Annotated in this window: 14 protein-coding genes; 4 read left to right on the top strand and 10 right to left on the bottom strand. The window is 35.5% G+C overall.

Annotated features, from left to right (window positions below; all coding sequences use genetic code 11):
• Positions 1-27: 27 nt before the first annotated feature.
• Positions 28-792, bottom strand: coding sequence for an EFR1 family ferrodoxin (locus tag QUE35_RS02315; protein ID WP_022602661.1), 765 nt, complete (start codon positions 790-792; stop codon positions 28-30).
• 65 nt (positions 793-857) lie between these two features.
• Positions 858-2,453 (bottom strand): alpha-galactosidase, encoded by a 1,596-nt coding sequence (locus QUE35_RS02310; protein WP_122329704.1) that lies wholly within the window; start codon positions 2,451-2,453, stop codon positions 858-860.
• Between the two features lie 187 nt (positions 2,454-2,640).
• Here QUE35_RS02310 and QUE35_RS02305 point away from each other — a divergent pair, with 187 nt between their 5' ends.
• From QUE35_RS02305 to QUE35_RS02295, 3 genes are all read left to right on the top strand, one after another.
• Entirely contained in the window at positions 2,641-3,477 is an 837-nt protein-coding gene (locus tag QUE35_RS02305) for a CvfB family protein (protein WP_031258900.1), read from the top strand.
• A gap of 134 nt (positions 3,478-3,611) precedes the next feature.
• Positions 3,612-4,670 carry a leucine-rich repeat domain-containing protein gene (locus QUE35_RS02300; RefSeq protein ID WP_009317068.1) on the top strand — a complete coding sequence of 353 codons (1,059 nt, stop codon included), beginning with the start codon at positions 3,612-3,614 and terminating at the stop codon, positions 4,668-4,670.
• 284 nt (positions 4,671-4,954) lie between these two features.
• Positions 4,955-5,968, top strand: coding sequence for a DUF6340 family protein (locus QUE35_RS02295; protein ID WP_022391116.1), 1,014 nt, complete (start codon positions 4,955-4,957; stop codon positions 5,966-5,968).
• A gap of 215 nt (positions 5,969-6,183) precedes the next feature.
• Here QUE35_RS02295 and QUE35_RS02290 read toward each other — a convergent pair whose 3' ends face one another.
• The 4 genes from QUE35_RS02290 to lon all read right to left on the bottom strand — a co-directional run bounded on the left by QUE35_RS02290 (position 6,184) and on the right by lon (position 12,266).
• Positions 6,184-7,446: a phosphoglycerate kinase gene (locus QUE35_RS02290; protein ID WP_009317064.1), complete on the bottom strand. Its 1,263-nt coding sequence runs from the start codon at positions 7,444-7,446 to the stop codon at positions 6,184-6,186.
• 134 nt (positions 7,447-7,580) lie between these two features.
• Complete coding sequence (gene pyrF, locus QUE35_RS02285; RefSeq protein ID WP_022602670.1) at positions 7,581-8,411, bottom strand: orotidine-5'-phosphate decarboxylase; 831 nt, start codon at positions 8,409-8,411, stop codon at positions 7,581-7,583.
• Positions 8,412-8,432: 21 nt separating this feature from the next.
• Positions 8,433-9,542 carry a peptide chain release factor 1 gene (gene prfA / locus QUE35_RS02280; protein ID WP_009317062.1) on the bottom strand — a complete coding sequence of 370 codons (1,110 nt, stop codon included), beginning with the start codon at positions 9,540-9,542 and terminating at the stop codon, positions 8,433-8,435.
• Between the two features lie 270 nt (positions 9,543-9,812).
• Positions 9,813-12,266, bottom strand: a complete 2,454-nt coding sequence (gene lon / locus QUE35_RS02275; protein ID WP_022391114.1) for an endopeptidase La — start codon at positions 12,264-12,266, stop codon at positions 9,813-9,815.
• Positions 12,267-12,433: 167 nt separating this feature from the next.
• Here lon and QUE35_RS02270 point away from each other — a divergent pair, with 167 nt between their 5' ends.
• Positions 12,434-13,153: a tRNA1(Val) (adenine(37)-N6)-methyltransferase gene (locus QUE35_RS02270; RefSeq protein WP_022602672.1), complete on the top strand. Its 720-nt coding sequence runs from the start codon at positions 12,434-12,436 to the stop codon at positions 13,151-13,153.
• A 70-nt stretch (positions 13,154-13,223) separates the two neighbouring features.
• On the opposite strand, the gene QUE35_RS02265 is transcribed toward QUE35_RS02270, so the two are convergent.
• Genes QUE35_RS02265 through QUE35_RS02250 form a run of 4 tightly spaced genes read right to left on the bottom strand, consistent with a single transcriptional unit; the run spans position 13,224 to position 17,101 of the window.
• Positions 13,224-13,997: a prephenate dehydrogenase gene (locus QUE35_RS02265; RefSeq protein ID WP_022602674.1), complete on the bottom strand. Its 774-nt coding sequence runs from the start codon at positions 13,995-13,997 to the stop codon at positions 13,224-13,226.
• 4 nt (positions 13,998-14,001) lie between these two features.
• Positions 14,002-15,075, bottom strand: a complete 1,074-nt coding sequence (locus QUE35_RS02260) for a bifunctional 3-deoxy-7-phosphoheptulonate synthase/chorismate mutase type II (protein WP_022602676.1) — start codon at positions 15,073-15,075, stop codon at positions 14,002-14,004.
• A gap of 21 nt (positions 15,076-15,096) precedes the next feature.
• The gene (locus QUE35_RS02255; protein WP_022391110.1) at positions 15,097-16,284 is read right to left on the bottom strand and encodes a pyridoxal phosphate-dependent aminotransferase; all 1,188 of its coding nucleotides are present in this window, start codon (positions 16,282-16,284) and stop codon (positions 15,097-15,099) included.
• The gene (locus QUE35_RS02250) at positions 16,259-17,101 is read right to left on the bottom strand and encodes a prephenate dehydratase (protein ID WP_022391109.1); all 843 of its coding nucleotides are present in this window, start codon (positions 17,099-17,101) and stop codon (positions 16,259-16,261) included. Before QUE35_RS02250 ends, QUE35_RS02255 begins: the two co-directional genes overlap by 26 nt.
• Between the last annotated feature and the right edge of the window lie 754 nt (positions 17,102-17,855).

Here is a 17,855-nt window from a genome sequence, read left to right as displayed (position 1 = left end):
GAAAAACCGTTTAATTTCGTTATTAGTTCATTTTTTCCCTTTGTAATAGCGGCCTTTTTTCTGTGTTTTCTTCCCATATTGAATTGCCGTTTGCGGGCATCTGTGAATACATGCCAGACAAAGAATACAATGGTGCTGCCACTTCGGTTTTTTATCGACTTTTATATTTCCAACAGGGCATTTTTGTTCACACAACCTGCAACCGTTACATAAGTCTGTGGCATAAAAATCTTTATCCGATATTTGATATTTATTGAATAATGGCCATATAATTCGAGTTTTAAAGATAGGGAAATGCCCTTGTTTACAATCGAATAAGCCTGATCTGTTATTACTTATCCATGAATTTATCTGTTCCATTCTGGGTATAGCTTCTCTTAATTTTTTGTCTGTCAAAACTGGAGAATCTACATCAAACCCTTTCATTAATATATAATTATTTGGCATTATAACAGAGAATCCACTGTTACAAGTAATTCCTTTGGCCAATAATGCTTTCACAAAGATGTTTTTGCTTAGCCCGATATCATCACCACAAGTACAAACAAAAAAAACATAGTTATTATACTTTATTTCTAATTGTATGAGCTTAATGAAATCGAGAATGAGTTTAGGCGGCCCCCAAGAATATATGGGAAATACGAACCCTATTTTTTCTTTTTCCGAGACTCGATAATAAAATTCTTTTTTTTGCATAACTTCGGGAATAAAACATATTGTTTCATTTTGTGCTTTTGCTACTTCTTTTGCAACCCATTCAGAATTTCCCGTTCCCGAAAAATAAAATATCATATTGAAAATTTTTGTGATCACAAAGGTAAGTTATTCTTTCATTTGCTGAAATCAGAAACGGTGAATTATCGTCTTTTTAATGTAAAACAGTCTATATCTGGAGCCCAGCAATAGGGACTGCCTATGCGAATTGTATTTTCCCCACGATTTAATTGTACAGAAAGAGTAATAGTCATAATTCCCTTTGAGCTATCGGTTTCTAAATTTTTAAAGAAATAAGACTTTCCGTTTATATTGACTTCTAATTTGCGGTTCTTTTCAGGCAAATAAAAAATCTTCATTTCATATGCACCCCCTTTTTTACTGTAAACATTATCCCATTCAGCATAATTTTCAGAGCTCCCGCCAATAAAGCTAACGGTCATTTTTCCGGATGCCTTTTCACATGGAGCATAGCGGATACTTTTAGAACGAGTACCCAGATCATCATAACATGGAAGATAAGCCCATTCAGCTTCGTAAAGCGATGATTCCAGACGCTTTTCCGCCTCTATACGAAAAAATTTTGCACTATGAGGAGGTAACTCATATTCTAAATATTCTTTATTTGTATCAATAGTCTTATGTTCTATTAAATCTCGGACTTTTATTGTTCCACCTAACTCCAAACATGCAGTGGGTACAGAAAACGAACAAATCGAGTCTGATGGATTATATAAAGCCATAGCTCTGGCTTTACCTCGTTTTTGTTCAATATCTTTGACTAATACATATCCATTTTTTTCGTGTTGAACTACATAAGCTTGAAGACCTAACGAATCTTGATTGATAGCTATTAGTTCTTTGTTTTTCAGTAATTCTAAAGATTTATCCGGAATAGTAGTTAAATCGCAACCGATAAGTAAGGGCGAACTCATGATACACCACATACCGAAATGAACTTCTTCCTCTTCAGGTTTTAGACCTCTTCCTATTTCCAGCATATCCATATCATTATAATGACCATTTCGTGCATAGGCTGATAAATAAAGGTTCTTATTTATTATATGTTTGATAGATGCCCACTCTGGAGTAATATCGGCACTTATTCTCCATGAAGTTGCGATATCTTCAGCCCATGTGCCGGGGAAAGCCCAACGGCAAATATTCAATGATATTTTATGGTTACAAACATCATTGAAAGCTCGATAAATTTCAGTATATCTCTTTTGTTCATCTAATGCTAATTCCTGTCCGGCACCACAATAGTCTATTTTGATAAAATCAACCCCCCATTTGTTAAAAAAGAGGTCTGCATCTTGTTTCTCGTGCCCATATAGCCCGACTCCTATTCCATTTGGATCGTTGTCCCAAATCGAACCGCAAGTATTACTTCCTGCATCAGAATAAATGCCAGCTTTTAGACCTTTATCATGTATATATTTAACGATGTTTTCCAATCCGTTGGGAAAACGCTTGGGATGAGTATGAAGTATTCCCGATTCATCACGCCATCCGAAAAAACCGTCATCGATATTTATATATCGATATCCAACGGTTTTCAGACCTCTATCAATAATTGCATCAGCTTGTTTTTTTATAAGTTGTTCATTGATGTTTATACGATAAGTATTCCAAGAACTCCATCCCATAATAGGAGGTGTAAATCTATTATTTTGAGCTTTACCTGTCATTGCAACATAGCATAAAACTATGATGAATAAGTATTGTGCATTCTTCATCTTACTAAATATTTAAGGTTTATATACAAAAGTAAAAATAAATGCTGAAAGATCATATTGTACGGCGTGATTTTAGAAAAATTTGATGATTCTGAAAAACTTCATAAAAATATATTCTCCATATTCCTATGAAGGAGCTTTTATAATATCTGAAGTTTATTTACTTTTGTTCCAAAAGAAACAAATTATGGTAAAAGTAGGAAGGTATAATGCCTTAAAGGTTATAAAAACAGTAGATTTCGGTGTGTATTTAGATGGAGAAGATAAAGGCGAGATATTACTTCCTGCTCGATATATACCTGAAAATTGTCGTATAGGAGACATAATAGATGTTTTTATCTATTTTGATTCAGAAGATCGAATTATTGCTACTACAGAAAAACCTTATATTCAAGTTGGAGAGTTTGCATATTTAAAAGTGAAATCGACAAATAGGGTCGGTGCATTTTTGGATTGGGGGTTAATGAAAGATCTGTTAGTTCCTTTCCGTGAACAACGAGTCGATATGAAACAGGGATATTATTATACTGTTTATGCTTATCTTGATCATGAGAGTGGACGTATCGTTGCTTCAGCTAAACTGAATAAATTTTTGAATAATCTTCCGATCGATTATGAAATAAATCAGGAAGTTGATTTATTGGTAGTACAAGAAACCGAGATAGGATATAAGGTTATTATCAATAATACGCATTGGGGCATGGTTTATTACAATGAGATATTTTGCAATATAGAAAAGGGAGATCATATAAAAGGGTATATAAAACATATCCGTAAAGATGAAAAAATCGATGTTGTTTTACAACCGGTAGGATATGAAAAGATAGATACGTTATCTTCTGAAATTCTTCGATCTTTATACGAAAATGAAGGTTATATGCCTCTTTCTGATAAATCTTCTGCCGAGCAGATTGCCGAGCACTTTTCTTGTAGCAAGAAAAATTTCAAAAAAGCGATAGGTGCATTATACAAGCAAAGATTGATTCTGATTCTTGAGAATGGAATAAGACTGAATGAAAAGTAGTCTTTCCTCTTTTCATTTTTTTGTAAAATTCGTTCTTCAAAACTTTTTTTCGACTATATTGTTTTAATGAGTGTAAAGTTAATATCGGGAAGAGGATATTAACCGACAATAAGTCTAATAAAATAAAAGAAGTTATGAAGCGAGTTTTATTAATTGTGGCACTAGTCCTGGGAAGCACAGTGCTATTTGCTCAGAAGTATAACAAAAATGAAGTGAAACAACTGCAAAGTTTTTTGCAGCAGAAATCTGCTAAAGGAGATTCCAATGCCGATCGGTTGGAAATCGTAAGTATTAATACTCCGGCAGCATGGAAAGGTGTTACTTGGAATAACGGTAGAGTGGTTTCTATAGATTGGCAAGATAAAGATTTAGCGGGAGACATAAATTTGAATGGTTTTTCAGCTATGCAGAAAGTGAACCTTTCTCGAAATAAGATTACGGTAGTCGATGCTACGAACTGTTCAGCTCTTACAGATATGAATGTCAGCCGTAATAAATTGTCAGAACTTGATTTAACCGGTTGTATTGCGTTGGTCAAGCTTGATTGTTATAAAAATCGTCTCACAGAAATCGACCTTTCTACATCTCCGCAATTGAAAAATTTAAATTGTTCTAATAATCTTTTTGTTGAATTCAATATTCAGGGTTCATCTGCTTTAGAATCCCTTAATGTTCAAGGGTGTCACTTAGAATCTCTTAATGTTGATAGTTGTGCTAATTTGAAAAATCTCTATTGCGGATATAATCGCTTGACGAATTTAAATCTGTTCGGGACAGTTAATTTGCAAAACTTGAATATGGATGATAATAATATCCGTACAATGATTATGTCAAAACAACCGAATCTTTTTACTCTATTTTGTAGTGATAACAATATGGTAACACTTGATGTTCTGAATTGTGATGCTCTTACTGATTTGGTTTGTTCATATAATAACCTTACCCGGTTAAATCTTAACGGAACGGACAAACTTACTTTTGTCGATTGTTCTTATAATGATTTGACAACACTTGATTTAAGCAATCGCTATCTGTTACAACGGGTATTATGTAATCAAAATCAGTTGACCATGCTGGATGTTTCATTTTGCCCGAATTTGGTATATATTAATTGCCGATTTAACCAACTCATAGATTTGCGTACGATAGGGGATAACAATCTACGTATGATCGCTTGTCAATGGAATTACTAATAATTGTGGTTATATTTGTTTCGGAAACACCTATAAGTAAATCTACTTACAGGTGTTTCCGATTTTTTATTAATCGTATTTTTTCTTTAGCTTTTCTTTCGGTAAGCAAAGATGTATTAAATACTTTATTCACAATACAATAAAATAGGATAATCCGATGAGATATTTTTATAAAATTTAATCAGGCTCGAAAAGACTCTTAGTTTTTTTATAAGAAATGAATATTCCTCACATGAAATAAATTTGTATGTTTGTAGAAAAGCTATTCATAAACCTTGATATTTATGCATTATTGGTTAAATACTATAAGTTTACTTTTTATTTTATTGTTTACTTCATGTGCGACAGCTGTTTATGTCCCACTTGAAATATTACGTCCATCGGAAACGATATTGCCAGATTCTCTTCGGACATTAGCCATAGTAATCAATACCCCCGAACGTACACCGGTAGAAGATGAAGGTGAAATTATTGACGCTTATAATGAGCGTCAACGGTTGCAGATAAAAAGAGGAAATCTTATTCCGCATTTTGTAAAAAGCGTATCATCTTCTTTAAAGCAAGCTTCTGGTAAGACTCTATCTGTAGTTTCGATGCAGAATGATCCTATGACAGAATATATTTTGCCAGAAGACAAAGTACGACTTATCAAGGATAGTTTAAATGCAGATGCCATTTTGTCTTTAGATAGATTATCTGTTATTCCGTCTATTCACTTGACTCAGGTAGACGAAGCTCTATTTTTTGGAGATTTGGATATTGCTGTTTATGCTGATCTCAAACTTTATATGGGAGAAAAATATTTACCGAGCGTTTTTTCCTGTAAAGATACTATATCGTGGCAATCGTATGGAGAAACAGAAAATCGAACTTTAGACAGGTTTCCATCATTTCAAAATTGTTTGATCGATGCAACAAATCATTCCGGGTATCAGGTCAGTAAAAAGTTTTATCCGTATATTGATAATGCAGATCGTTTTTATTTTGTTACTCCGTACCCTTTGATGAAAGAAGCAAATTCTTACTGGAATAGAGGAAATTATGAAGAAGCTTCTTATTTATGGGAGTATGTTTACGAAAATGCGGAGAAAATGGGTCGGAAGGCTAAAGCCGCCGCTAATATGGCATTATATGAAGAACTTAACGATCGATATGATTCTGCATTGGACTGGGTAAAAAAATCTTTAAATATATTTTTGGAATCTCCTGAGAAATATTCTAATTATATAGAATATCTTTTGGAATACCAACAACAGTTGAATGTCCGTATTCAGGAAAATAGGCAAATGGCTTTCTGAAATATTTTATTCATTTTCATACTAGAATCTTTAATTTATTTTTTATCTTTAGTAGAATAGGAGGAGGGCGAGAAGATCAAATGGGGTCACAGTATTTTGCATATCCTTTTTTATCATTTGTGTAAATTACAATAAAGTAATCGATATTAATAAGAAAAGCCTGTTTAAATCTTTTCTTAAACAGGCTTTCTATAATAGAAGAATTTTATTATTGTTTATCCTTGGATCGCTTTAATACCCGGAAGAATTTTTCCTTCGATTGCTTCAAGTAACGCACCGCCACCTGTAGATACATACGATACTCCGTTTGCTAAACCAAATTTATTAACACAAGCAACAGAATCTCCTCCACCAACAAGAGAGAATGCTCCGTTTTTGGTAGCTTCCACAATAGCTTCCCCTACAGAGCGTGAACCATGGGTAAAGTTTTCAAATTCAAATACACCCGTAGGACCGTTCCAAAGAATTGTTTTAGATTTTTTGATAACATCTGCGAATATTTTCTCAGATTCCGGGCCAATATCCAAACCTTCCCAACCATCAGGAATTTGATTTACAGGAACTATTTTAGTATTTGCATCATTACTGAATGCATCTGCAATTTTAGCATCTACAGCTAATACTAAATTTACACCTTTTTCTTTTGCTTTTTTCATTAGATCAAGAGCTAAATCCAATTTGTCATCTTCACAAATAGAATTACCGATTTTACCGCCTTGAGCTTTTGTAAAAGTATAAGTCATACCTCCTGTAATGATCAGATTATCCACTTTGTTAAGCAGATTTTCAATAATTTCAATTTTTGAGGAAACTTTAGATCCGCCCATAATTGCTGTAAAAGGACGATTAATATCTTTCATTACCTTTTCTACAGCTTTTACCTCTTTTTCCATCAGGTAACCGAACATTTTATTCTCCGGGGTAAAATAGTCAGCAATTAAAGCGGTAGAAGCGTGTGCACGGTGAGCTGTACCAAATGCGTCATTTACATAAACATCAGCAAGACTTGCCAATTCCTTTGTGAATTCTTTTTGACTGGCTTTGACGGCCTTTTTTGCAGCAGCTTTTTCTTCATCGCTGGCATCTTCAGCAAGTCCTCTGGGTTTGCCTTCCTCTTCAGCATAAAAACGAAGATTTTCAAGAACAAGCACTTCTCCCGGTTTCAATTCTGCAACAGCAGCTTTTACTTTTTCACCTATTGAGTCATCAACAAATTTTACAGGTTGTCCTAATAATTCAGACAAATGTGCAACTACATGCTTCAATGAAAATTTGTCTTCCGGACCTTTTTTCGGACGACCCAGATGTGATCCGATAATCACGCTACCGCCATCAGCAATAATTTTTTTCAAAGTAGGCAACGCTGCGCGCATACGAGTGTCGTCTGTAATATTCAGATTTTCATCCAAAGGTACGTTAAAATCAACACGTACAAATGCCTTTTTACCGGCAAAATTGAAATTGTCAAGTGTTTGCATATTACAATAATTTTAAAACATGTATTTGTTTTCTGTCTGTCTGCAAATTTACAAAATAAATCGGTATATTTTTTATAAAATACGAGAGTTTACAGTAAATATTTATGCTTATATTATATGATTCTAAGAAAAATTCAAATTAGAGATCTTTCTTGCAAAAGGGCTTCCATTTGTTCTTGAATTTTCTTCGATTCAGCACGTGCTGCAATTCCAAAATTCTCACTCTTATCGGCATATATAATTCCTCGTGAGGAATTTACCAAAAGACCGCATTGCTTATTCATTCCATATTTAGCAACATCTTGCAAACTTCCGCCTTGAGCGCCTACTCCCGGAACTAATAAAAAGTGATCTGGTGCTATTTTGCGTACGTCCGTAAATAATTTCCCTTGGGTTGCCCCTACAACAAACATCATTTGATCATCGGTTGCCCAAGTTTGGGAAATACGCATTACTTTTTCAAAAAGTCGTTCTCCTGAAGCATCTGCCGTAAATTGAAAATCTTGAGATCCTTTATTAGACGTTAATCCCAAAACAATGACCCATTTACCTGGATATACGAGAAAAGGTTTTACGCTATCTTCTCCCATATAAGGAGCAACTGTTACCGAGTCGATATCGAGATGTTCAAAAAAACTGCGAGCGTACATTTCTGAAGTATTCCCTATATCTCCGCGTTTTGCATCGGCAATAATAAATTGATCCGGATAATTTTCTTTTATATATCGTACTGTTTTTTCAAAGGCACTCCAACCTTGAATGCCCAAACTCTCATAAAAAGCGAGATTGGGCTTATAAGCGACACAAAGATCTGCTGTCGAATCGACAATAATTTTATTAAATGCAAAAATAGGATCTTCTTCATTAAGCAAATGTGTCGGAATTTTTTTAATATCGATATCTAAACCTACGCAAAGAAATGATTTTTTACGTTTTATGTTCTCAAAGAGTTGTTGTTTGTTCATAAGATAGGTACAAAAAATTTTCTATAATTCGCTTTCTTTCATTCTTTCGGCATTTTCGGCAATAATTAGGTGATCTATGCAGTCTTGTATATCGCCATCCATGAATGCTGAAAGATTATATATAGTATAGTTGATTCTATGGTCGGTAATGCGCCCTTGAGGATAATTGTATGTACGTATCTTAGCGGAACGATCTCCTGTAGAGACCATTGTCTTTCTTTTGGCTGCAATATCGTCAAGGTATTTTTGATGCTCTTTATCATAAATAAAAGAACGTAAACGGGTAAGTGCACGTTCTTTATTTTTGGGTTGATCACGGGTTTCAGTACATTCGATAAGAATCTCTTCTGAAACTCCTGTATTGGGATTTTTCCATACGTACCTGAGACGGACACCAGATTCCACTTTATTAACGTTTTGTCCTCCAGCACCACCGGAGCGGAAAGTATCCCATTTGATTTCACCTTCATTAATCTCAACATCAAATTCTTCTGCCTCCGGAAGAACTGCCACAGATGCGGCCGAAGTATGTACTCTGCCTTGTGTCTCAGTTGCTGGGACACGCTGCACCCGATGTACACCGGATTCGTATTTTAATGTGCCATAAACATTTTCTCCGCTTACTGTAAAAATAATTTCTTTATATCCACCCGAAGAGCCTTCACTATAACTGGATATACTTAATTGCCACCCTTTGGTCTCACAATATTTAGAATACATACGAAACAGATCCCCTGCAAAAATAGCGGCTTCATCACCCCCTGTGCCTCCTCGAATTTCTACTATGGCATTTTTACTATCTTGGGGATCGGTGGGAACGAGTAGTAGTTTTATCTCTTCTTCCAATACCGGAAGTTTTTCTTGAGACTCATCCAATTCTTCTTTTGCCATTTCCCTTATTTCCAGGTCGTTTTCCGATTCTAATATTGATCTTGCTTCAGAGATATTGTTTAGTAATTTCTCATATTGATTTTTAGCTTTAACAATTTTCTCGAGATCACTATATTCCTTGGTAAGTTTAACAAAACGCTTCATATCAGATATAACAGCCGGATCGGTAATAAGAGTCCCGACCTCTTCGAAACGGATTGAAAGGCCTTCTAATTTATCCAATAAAGTATTTTCACTCATTATTTTACTATTTTCAGACTACAAAGATATAAAATGTGTGTCAATAAATCTAATGGATATTTATAATAAAATAGCCGGACATTTTCTTGAATAATGATGCCTTCAAGTATGTTGTCCGACTATTTATAGAGTAGTAGTAATAAGGAAACAATCCTTTTGAATATTTTGTTGTAAAAATCGAATTAAAATCTGTTAAGCAGATAACATATAAGATAAGGAGGAATTTTTTCAATAAATTTCCTCCTTATCTGTATTTACCTATTATTATTTCTATAATTGTATGGGGTGTTCTACCTTTTCATTCAATAATGCAAAATCGAGAACTTCTTTAATGTTCCGTACGTAGTGGAATGTAAGCCCCTTAATATAATTTTCTTTGATCTCATCTATGTCTTTTTTATTTTCTTCCGATAAGATAATATCTTTTATATTAGCGCGTTTTGCAGCCAATATTTTTTCTTTTATGCCTCCGACGGGAAGTACACGTCCTCTTAATGTAATTTCTCCGGTCATGGCCAGGTTCGGACGTACTTTGCGTTGGGTAAATGAGGATGCAATAGAAGTTACCATCGTGATACCTGCAGAAGGACCATCTTTAGGAATAGCGCCTTCTGGCACATGAATATGTACGTTCCATTTATCGAACACGTCATCACTGATATTTAACATTTCGGCATGGGCTTTTATGTATTGCATGGCTATTATTGCCGACTCTTTCATGACATCACCTAAATTTCCTGTTAATGTCAGTTTTTCGCCTTTGCTTTTACTCAGGCTTGATTCTACGAATAATATTTCTCCACCTACGGCAGTCCATGCCAAACCTGTAACGACACCGGCATATTCATTTCCTTCGTATTTATCTCGTGAATACTCTTTTATTCCTAAATATTCATGTAAGTCATTTACTGTAATCGTATGTGGGTATTCTTCTTCCAATGCTTTTTTTCGGGCAATTTTCCGCATAATTTTGGCAATTTTCTTATCCAATTCCCGAACACCCGATTCCCGAGTATAAGAGTCTACTATGACCTCCATCGTCTTTTTAGGAATGTCTACATCACCTTTTACGAGCCCATGATTCTCGAGCTGTTTCGGGACAAGGTGTCTTCGACCGATCTCTACTTTTTCTTCCAAAATATATCCGGTTATATCGATAAGCTCCATTCGATCTAATAAAGGTTGGGAGATCGTATTCAAATTATTGGCAGTCGCTATAAATAAAATATTTGACAGATCATAGTCGATATCCAAATAATTATCATGAAAAGCGTTGTTCTGTTCCGGATCGAGAACCTCTAACAAAGCTGATGCCGGATCTCCTTTAAAATCATTTCCGATTTTATCTATTTCATCTAAAACGAACACAGGATTAGACGAACCGGCTTTCAATAAACCCTGTATAATACGACCAGGCATAGCTCCGATGTAGGTGCGTCGGTGACCTCTGATTTCCGCTTCATCGTGCAATCCCCCTAAAGAAATACGCACATATTTTCTTTTCAGAGCTTCCGCTATTGACTTTCCCAAAGATGTTTTTCCGACACCCGGAGGTCCGTAAAGGCATATAATCGGAGATTTTAAATCCCCTCGCAGTTTTAATACCGCCAGATGTTCTAAAATACGGTCTTTCACTTTTTCAAGCCCGTAATGGTCTTTATCTAATTGCTTCTGTGCATGTTTCAGATTAAAATTATCCTTTGTAAATTCATTCCAAGGTAAATCGGTCAATGTTTCCAAGTAATTATATTGCACCGAAAAGTCTGGAGATTGAGGATAAAGACGTTCTAATTTACGTAGTTCTTTTTCAAATATGGCAGCTACTGAAGCATCCCATTTCTTTTTAGAAGCTTTTTCCTTCAGTTCCTGTATATCTTGTTCCTGAACGCTTCCACCCAATTCATCTTGTATAGTTTTTATCTGTTGTTGTAAAAAGTGCTCTCTTTGTTGTTGGTTCAAGTCTTCTCTCGTACGAGATTGAATACTTGCTTTTATTTCAATAAGTTGGGCTTCCTTACTCAGTGCGGTATATAAACTGAATGCTCGTTGCTTGACCGAGTCGATATTAAGCAGATCCTGTTTCTGTTGGGTATTTAAAGGAATATTGGAACATAAAAAATTAATCAGATAGTGAGAATTTTCAATATTCCTTAATGCAAACATTAGCTCTCGTGAAGGTTCACCCAAAGTTTTCAGAATATTGAATGTCATGTCCTTTATTGCAGATATGAGCGCTTCGAATTCTTTGTCATTCGATTTGGGCATTTTTTCTTCCAATAGAGAGATATTGCCTCTTAAATAAGGAGTGAATGTTGTCAGATTATCTAAATGAAAACGTCGTTTGCCTTGTAAAATAACAGTAGTGCTTCCGTCTGGCATTTCCAGTATTTTTACGATTTCCGCAATAGTACCTATTTCATACAAATCTTTGTATTCAGGTTCATCTACGTACATATCTTTTTGACATGTTACACCGATATATTGTTTTTGAGCGTATGCTTCTTTAATAAGTTGAAGAGATTTGGCCCTTCCAACTGATACAGGGAGAGCTACTCCCGGATACATCACCATATTGCGCAATGGCAGTATGGGCAGATCGACTTCTGCCACCCCCGGACATTCTATATCCGGATTACCCTCTACTTCAGCGAAAATCGGCATAATTGTAGTGGCATTGTCATTAGCATCATCAAGCAGATTATTATCAGAAAAAATTTTTTTCATATGTTAATTGTCATTTTGTCAGTAATTAGGATTAAATACATTGTCAGCACTCCTGAAAAATCAATGTTATATTATAGTACAATGAGTGTGCCAAAAAATAAACAATACTTAGATCCCCATAAAATTGTTATTATTTTTTGTTTATTTGTATTCTAAAATTTTTATTTATGGGAACTCATTATTTTCAGTTTAAACAATTTACCATATATCATGACCGCTGTGCAATGAAGGTAGGTACAGATGGAGTGCTGCTTGGAGCTTGGTGTAATATCCCGAAAAATGGGAATATATTGGATATAGGAACCGGAACAGGAATAATCGCATTAATGGCGGCGCAAAGATCTTCGTTTTCTCAAGTATCTATCGATGCAATCGAGATCGATAGAGATGCGTACTTACAAGCTAAAGAAAATATATCATCTTCTCCATGGAGCAATAAAATACAAGTAATTAATTGTTCTTTACAAGAGTATGCGGAAATGTCAGAAACTCTCTATGATCATATTGTGTCTAATCCTCCTTATTTTGATAATACTCTGCCTCCCAAAAGTCTCTCTCGGCAAATGGCACGACATACAGCTTCACTAACTTATGAAGAATTTGTATCCAATGCAGTAAAGTTATTGAAGCCTGAAGGTCACATTTCCGTTATATACCCTGCAGACCAAGACAGACAGTTGACCGGTATAGCTGTCTCCAACAAATTGTGGGTGTCTCGAAAAGTTTGGGTAAAAGGACGTCCGAATGTCTCCCCTAAAAGAGTTTTAGTAGAGTGGGGGAAGTCCCCCGTAAGCTATATAGAAGAAGAGCTTGTTATAGAGACAGCACCTTTGACATATACACCGGAATATATAGCTTTAACTAAAGACTTTTATTTAAAAATGTAAGAGCCTGCCCAAAACAGACCCGATAAAATTTAAATATCCGGTAAAAAACGCGGTGTAATACCGCGTTTTTTTATCGAATATTTTCTCGTAAGCGAGTCAAATATGCCTTCATTTTGTCAGTATCCTTACGTTTTATAATGTCGAGCAGTATATCCAGTTGTTCTTGAATTTGCGACACTTGTTCGGGCGTGTGCGGGTTAAATAGAATCTCCGTGAGGAGATAATCATCTTCGGAAAGAAGTCCGTGAGCAATATCCATGTGCTTTTTGAATGTTGTACCCGGAGCGTCCTGAGGTTTCATTACAGCAGCAAAAACAAGAGTAGATGCAAATGGAATCGATAACGAATAGGCGATTGTTTCATCATGCTCCTTAAATGAATATTCAAATATTCTTAACCTTAAATTACTGTATAGATCTTTAAAAAAAACTTTTCCTAAATGGTCGGACTCGGAAATGATAATCGTATTTTGAGTACTTAAGTCACTGAGATTTGCAAATGTAGGCCCGAACATCGGATGAGTCGAGACAAACGGATGTCCGGTCTTTTGGTAAAATTCCGGAAGTCCTGTTTTTACAGAGGCAATGTCAGATATAATGCAATTAGCAGGGATATGAGGTAATATCATTTCGAATGCAGCGATTGTATATTTTACGGTTGCTGCATTAATGACCAATTCCGGTTGAAACTCTTTTACCTCCTCTAACGCTGTCATTCGGTAAGTATTGAACACAAATCTCAACCGTTTGGGATCAGTATCAAAAAGTGCTACTTCGTGTTGAAAACTTAGTACATCCGCAAAAAAAGAGCCCATTTTCCCAGCTCCGAGAATAAGTATTTTCATCGTTTTATTTATTCAAAATATTCATTTGTTGCCTTACTGACTCTTCGTGAATTGCCTGTAAAACCGATTTCATAAATTCTCCGTCCATATCTAGATCTATTGCCTGGTTGATCCGTTTACTTAAAATCTCATCATAACGGGTCGGTTGTAAGACTGTCATATCGTGTTCTTTTTTATATTGCCCGATTTCTCGAGATATACGCATCCGTTTGGCCAATAATTCCAGCAATTGATTATCCAATTCGTCGATCTGCCTTCTAAGTTCCGATAAATTTTCTGTAGTTTGGGTCGTTTCCCGGATAACTAACATATTTAAAATAAAATTGAGAACATCCGGTGTTATTTGCTGATTTTTATCACTCCATGCACAATCGGGATTACAATGAGATTCTATAATTAACCCGTCAAATCCCATATCCATAGCTTGCTGGCATAAAGGCGCCACGAGATCGCGTTTTCCCCCTATATGACTCGGATCGCAAATTATCGGTAAATTCGGAAGACGTCGACGAAGTTCGATAGGAATATGCCACTGTGGCAAATTTCGGTAAAGTCTCTTATCATAAGAGCTGAATCCTCGATGTATTGCTCCGATTCGATGGAGTCCGGCATTATAGATTCTTTCTATTGCCCCAATCCAAAGTTCGAGATCTGGATTGACCGGATTTTTAATTAAAATGGGAATATCCACCCCCTTAAGAGCGTCGGCAATTTCTTGCACAGCAAAAGGATTTGCCGTAGTACGTGCCCCGACCCAAAGGATATCAATACCATGTTTTAAGGCTTCAAATACATGATGCTGATTAGCAACTTCGGTTGCTGTATACATTCCAGTAGTTTCTTTTACTTTCTTTAACCAAGCCAGTCCTTCTGTACCGACACCTTCAAAACCTCCCGGTTTTGTTCTAGGTTTCCATATTCCAGCTCGAAATATCTTGATTCCTTGAGTTGCCAGACCTTTTGCTGTTTCTAACACCTGTTCTTCCGTTTCAGCACTACAAGGTCCTGCCATTATAAGAGGACGTTTAGCTTCTATGCCGGGTAATAAAATTGATTCGAAGTTTAATGTTTCTGTCATGACTGTGTTTTTATTATTAATTTATTTATTAAGACGATTTTTGATTCTGTCGAGAGCTTCTAATAGGGCCGCTTCATTAGCACAAAGCGAGAGCCGTATGTATCGGTCTCCCAAACTTCCGAAAACTATTCCCGGTGTTATAAAAACTTGGGCTTCATATAATACTTTATCTGCAAGTTCTGCACTGCTGGTTATATGATCGGGAATTTTTGCCCAAAGGAACATTCCTGTTTGTTTCGAGTTGAAAGAACAGCCTAATTCTTCTGCAATTTTTTCTGCAATCTTTCTGCGTTTTCTATATACCGCATTCATACTCTCATACCATTCCGGACCAGAAGACAAAGCTATAACCGCAGCCTTTTGCATGGGTCGGAATGTTCCGGAATCGATATTGCTTTTTACACGGAGAATCCATTCGACAAATTGGGGATTCGATGCTAACATTCCGATACGCCATCCCGGCATATTATGAGCTTTACTCATCGAATTCATTTCTATGCAAATATCTTTAGCTCCGGGGACAGAAAGAATGCTTAAAGGCTTTTCATTAAGTATGAAGCTATAAGGATTATCATTTATAATAATGATATTATGCTTTTTCCCGAATGCAACTAACCTTTCAAACAAATTTATGGATGCAGGAGTTCCTGTCGGCATATGAGGATAGTTGACCCACATCAGTTTTACATTTGACAAATCATTCTTTTCGATCGCTTCAAAATCAGGTAACCATCCGTTTTTTTCAGTCAATTCGTAATTGATAATATGTGCCTCGGCCAATTTACTGACAGAGGTATATGTCGGATATCCGGGATTAGGAACTAAAACACCGTCTCCGGGATTTAAAAAGGCCAATGATATATGTAAAATTCCTTCTTTAGAACCGATAAGAGGCTGTATCTCGGTCTTAGGGTTCAATTCTACACCGTACCATCGTTTATACCAATCAGAAAATGCTTCTCGTAAAGCTGGAATACCGATGTAAGGCTGATATCCGTGGGCATCTTCTTTCCGGCTATCCTCGCACAATGCATCTATTGTTCGGATATGAGGTGGACGGTCTGGGCTACCAATTCCAAGACTAATAACATCCAACCCTTTTGCATTCATGTCGGCCACTTCTTTTAACTTCTTTGAGAAGTAGTATTCTTTGATTTGGCTTACTCTGTTAGCCGGGCATATATCAGAGTGTTTCTGTAAATTCAGCATATTCTCCTTGTATTTTAAAATCTTTAGTTAGTGGTTTGATTGCTTCTAACGATTGTTTATACCGAGTATAATCAGAAAATGTTATATCGACATAAAATCTGTATTCCCACTCTCTCCCGATTATTGGAAGAGACTGTATCTTTGTAAGATTTATATCATAGAACGATAATATTGTCAAGACTTTTGATAAACTTCCGTTGGTATGAGGGAGAGTAAAAATAAGAGATGCTTTGTTTATACTTTGACGATTAATAAGATCATCTCTTTGCCAACTGTCTGCTAATACCAAAAAACGGGTAAAATTCCGCTTATTTGTCTCTATACCGGACTCTAATATGTTAAGCCCGTACATTTCTGCTGCCAGACGGCTACAAATTGCAGCATGGCCTTTGAGACCTTTTTCTTGTATTTCACGGGCACTGGCTGCAGTATCGTCTTTTTCTACAATTTTAATATTAGGTAATTGATTCAGAAATTCTTCGCATTGCATTAAAGCGATCGGGTGAGAGTTTATCTCGGATATATTTTCGAGAGTTTCACCAGGAAGGGCAGCGAGCACATGTGAAATTCTCAACTTATATTCTCCGATGATACTCAAATCGCTTTTGCGTAATAGTTCGTGATTCTGTAATAAAGATCCGGCAATTGTATTTTCTATTGCCATTATTCCGAGAAGAGAATCATCTTTGCTCATTTTCTCGAATAAATTAGGAAATGTCAAACAGGGTTCAACCTCTACTTCTTCATTGGTAAAATAAGATCGGGCAGCCATTTCGTGATAACAACCCGGTATTCCTTGTATAGCAACTTTTTTCATTTATAAGAGTTTTCTAATTAAAAAAATCCCACACTTTCATTGAAAGGTGGGATACTTTATTTATTGTATATCGGATATGTAAAATCCCACCTTATGTGCTCATAAAGTAATAAAAATAATAAAAGTAAAATCGTTGAAAGGTTTTCATAATCAATTATTCTAAAACTTGAGAATCCCGCTCATTCGAACGGGATTCTCAATATATTATTTATTTTTGTTTTATAATAAAAATCCCGTTTTACTTTCTTTTAAAGTAAAAATAGAAATAAAAATATGTAAAACTAAAAGTGTTCATCATGCAACTATGTTATTTTTATGGCTACAAAAGTAATGATTTGTTTTTTCAATCAAAATATTTTTGTCTTTTTTTTGCATTATGGATAAAAATATTTTTATTTGCTATCCGAAAATACTCATTGATTTAATATGTCAGGTTGATATGCGGTAAAACCGATGTTCTTTTTAGAACATTTTTTCTACCAAATAGACCTTTTTTTATACATTGTAGAATCCGTACCTTCGTAGTCAATTTTGATTAGAAGAATTTAGGGTAGGGACAATAAAAAAGAGGTTTTTCCCTGATTTTGGTATAATCTTATTTATGGGTTTGAATTTCTCCTCGGAAATCGTAATTTATAATTAATGAGTGATTTTGTTAATTTATTGATTTCTAAGGAGATTTAAGAGTGTGTATAAATGGAATTTAATTAACTGATAATAATATCTAAACTGGCGGATATTCAGGGGAAATCTC

Source organism: Coprobacter fastidiosus, assembly GCF_030296935.1.
GTDB lineage: Bacteria > Bacteroidota > Bacteroidia > Bacteroidales > Coprobacteraceae > Coprobacter > Coprobacter fastidiosus.
This window is presented reverse-complemented; position numbering and strand designations above follow the sequence as displayed.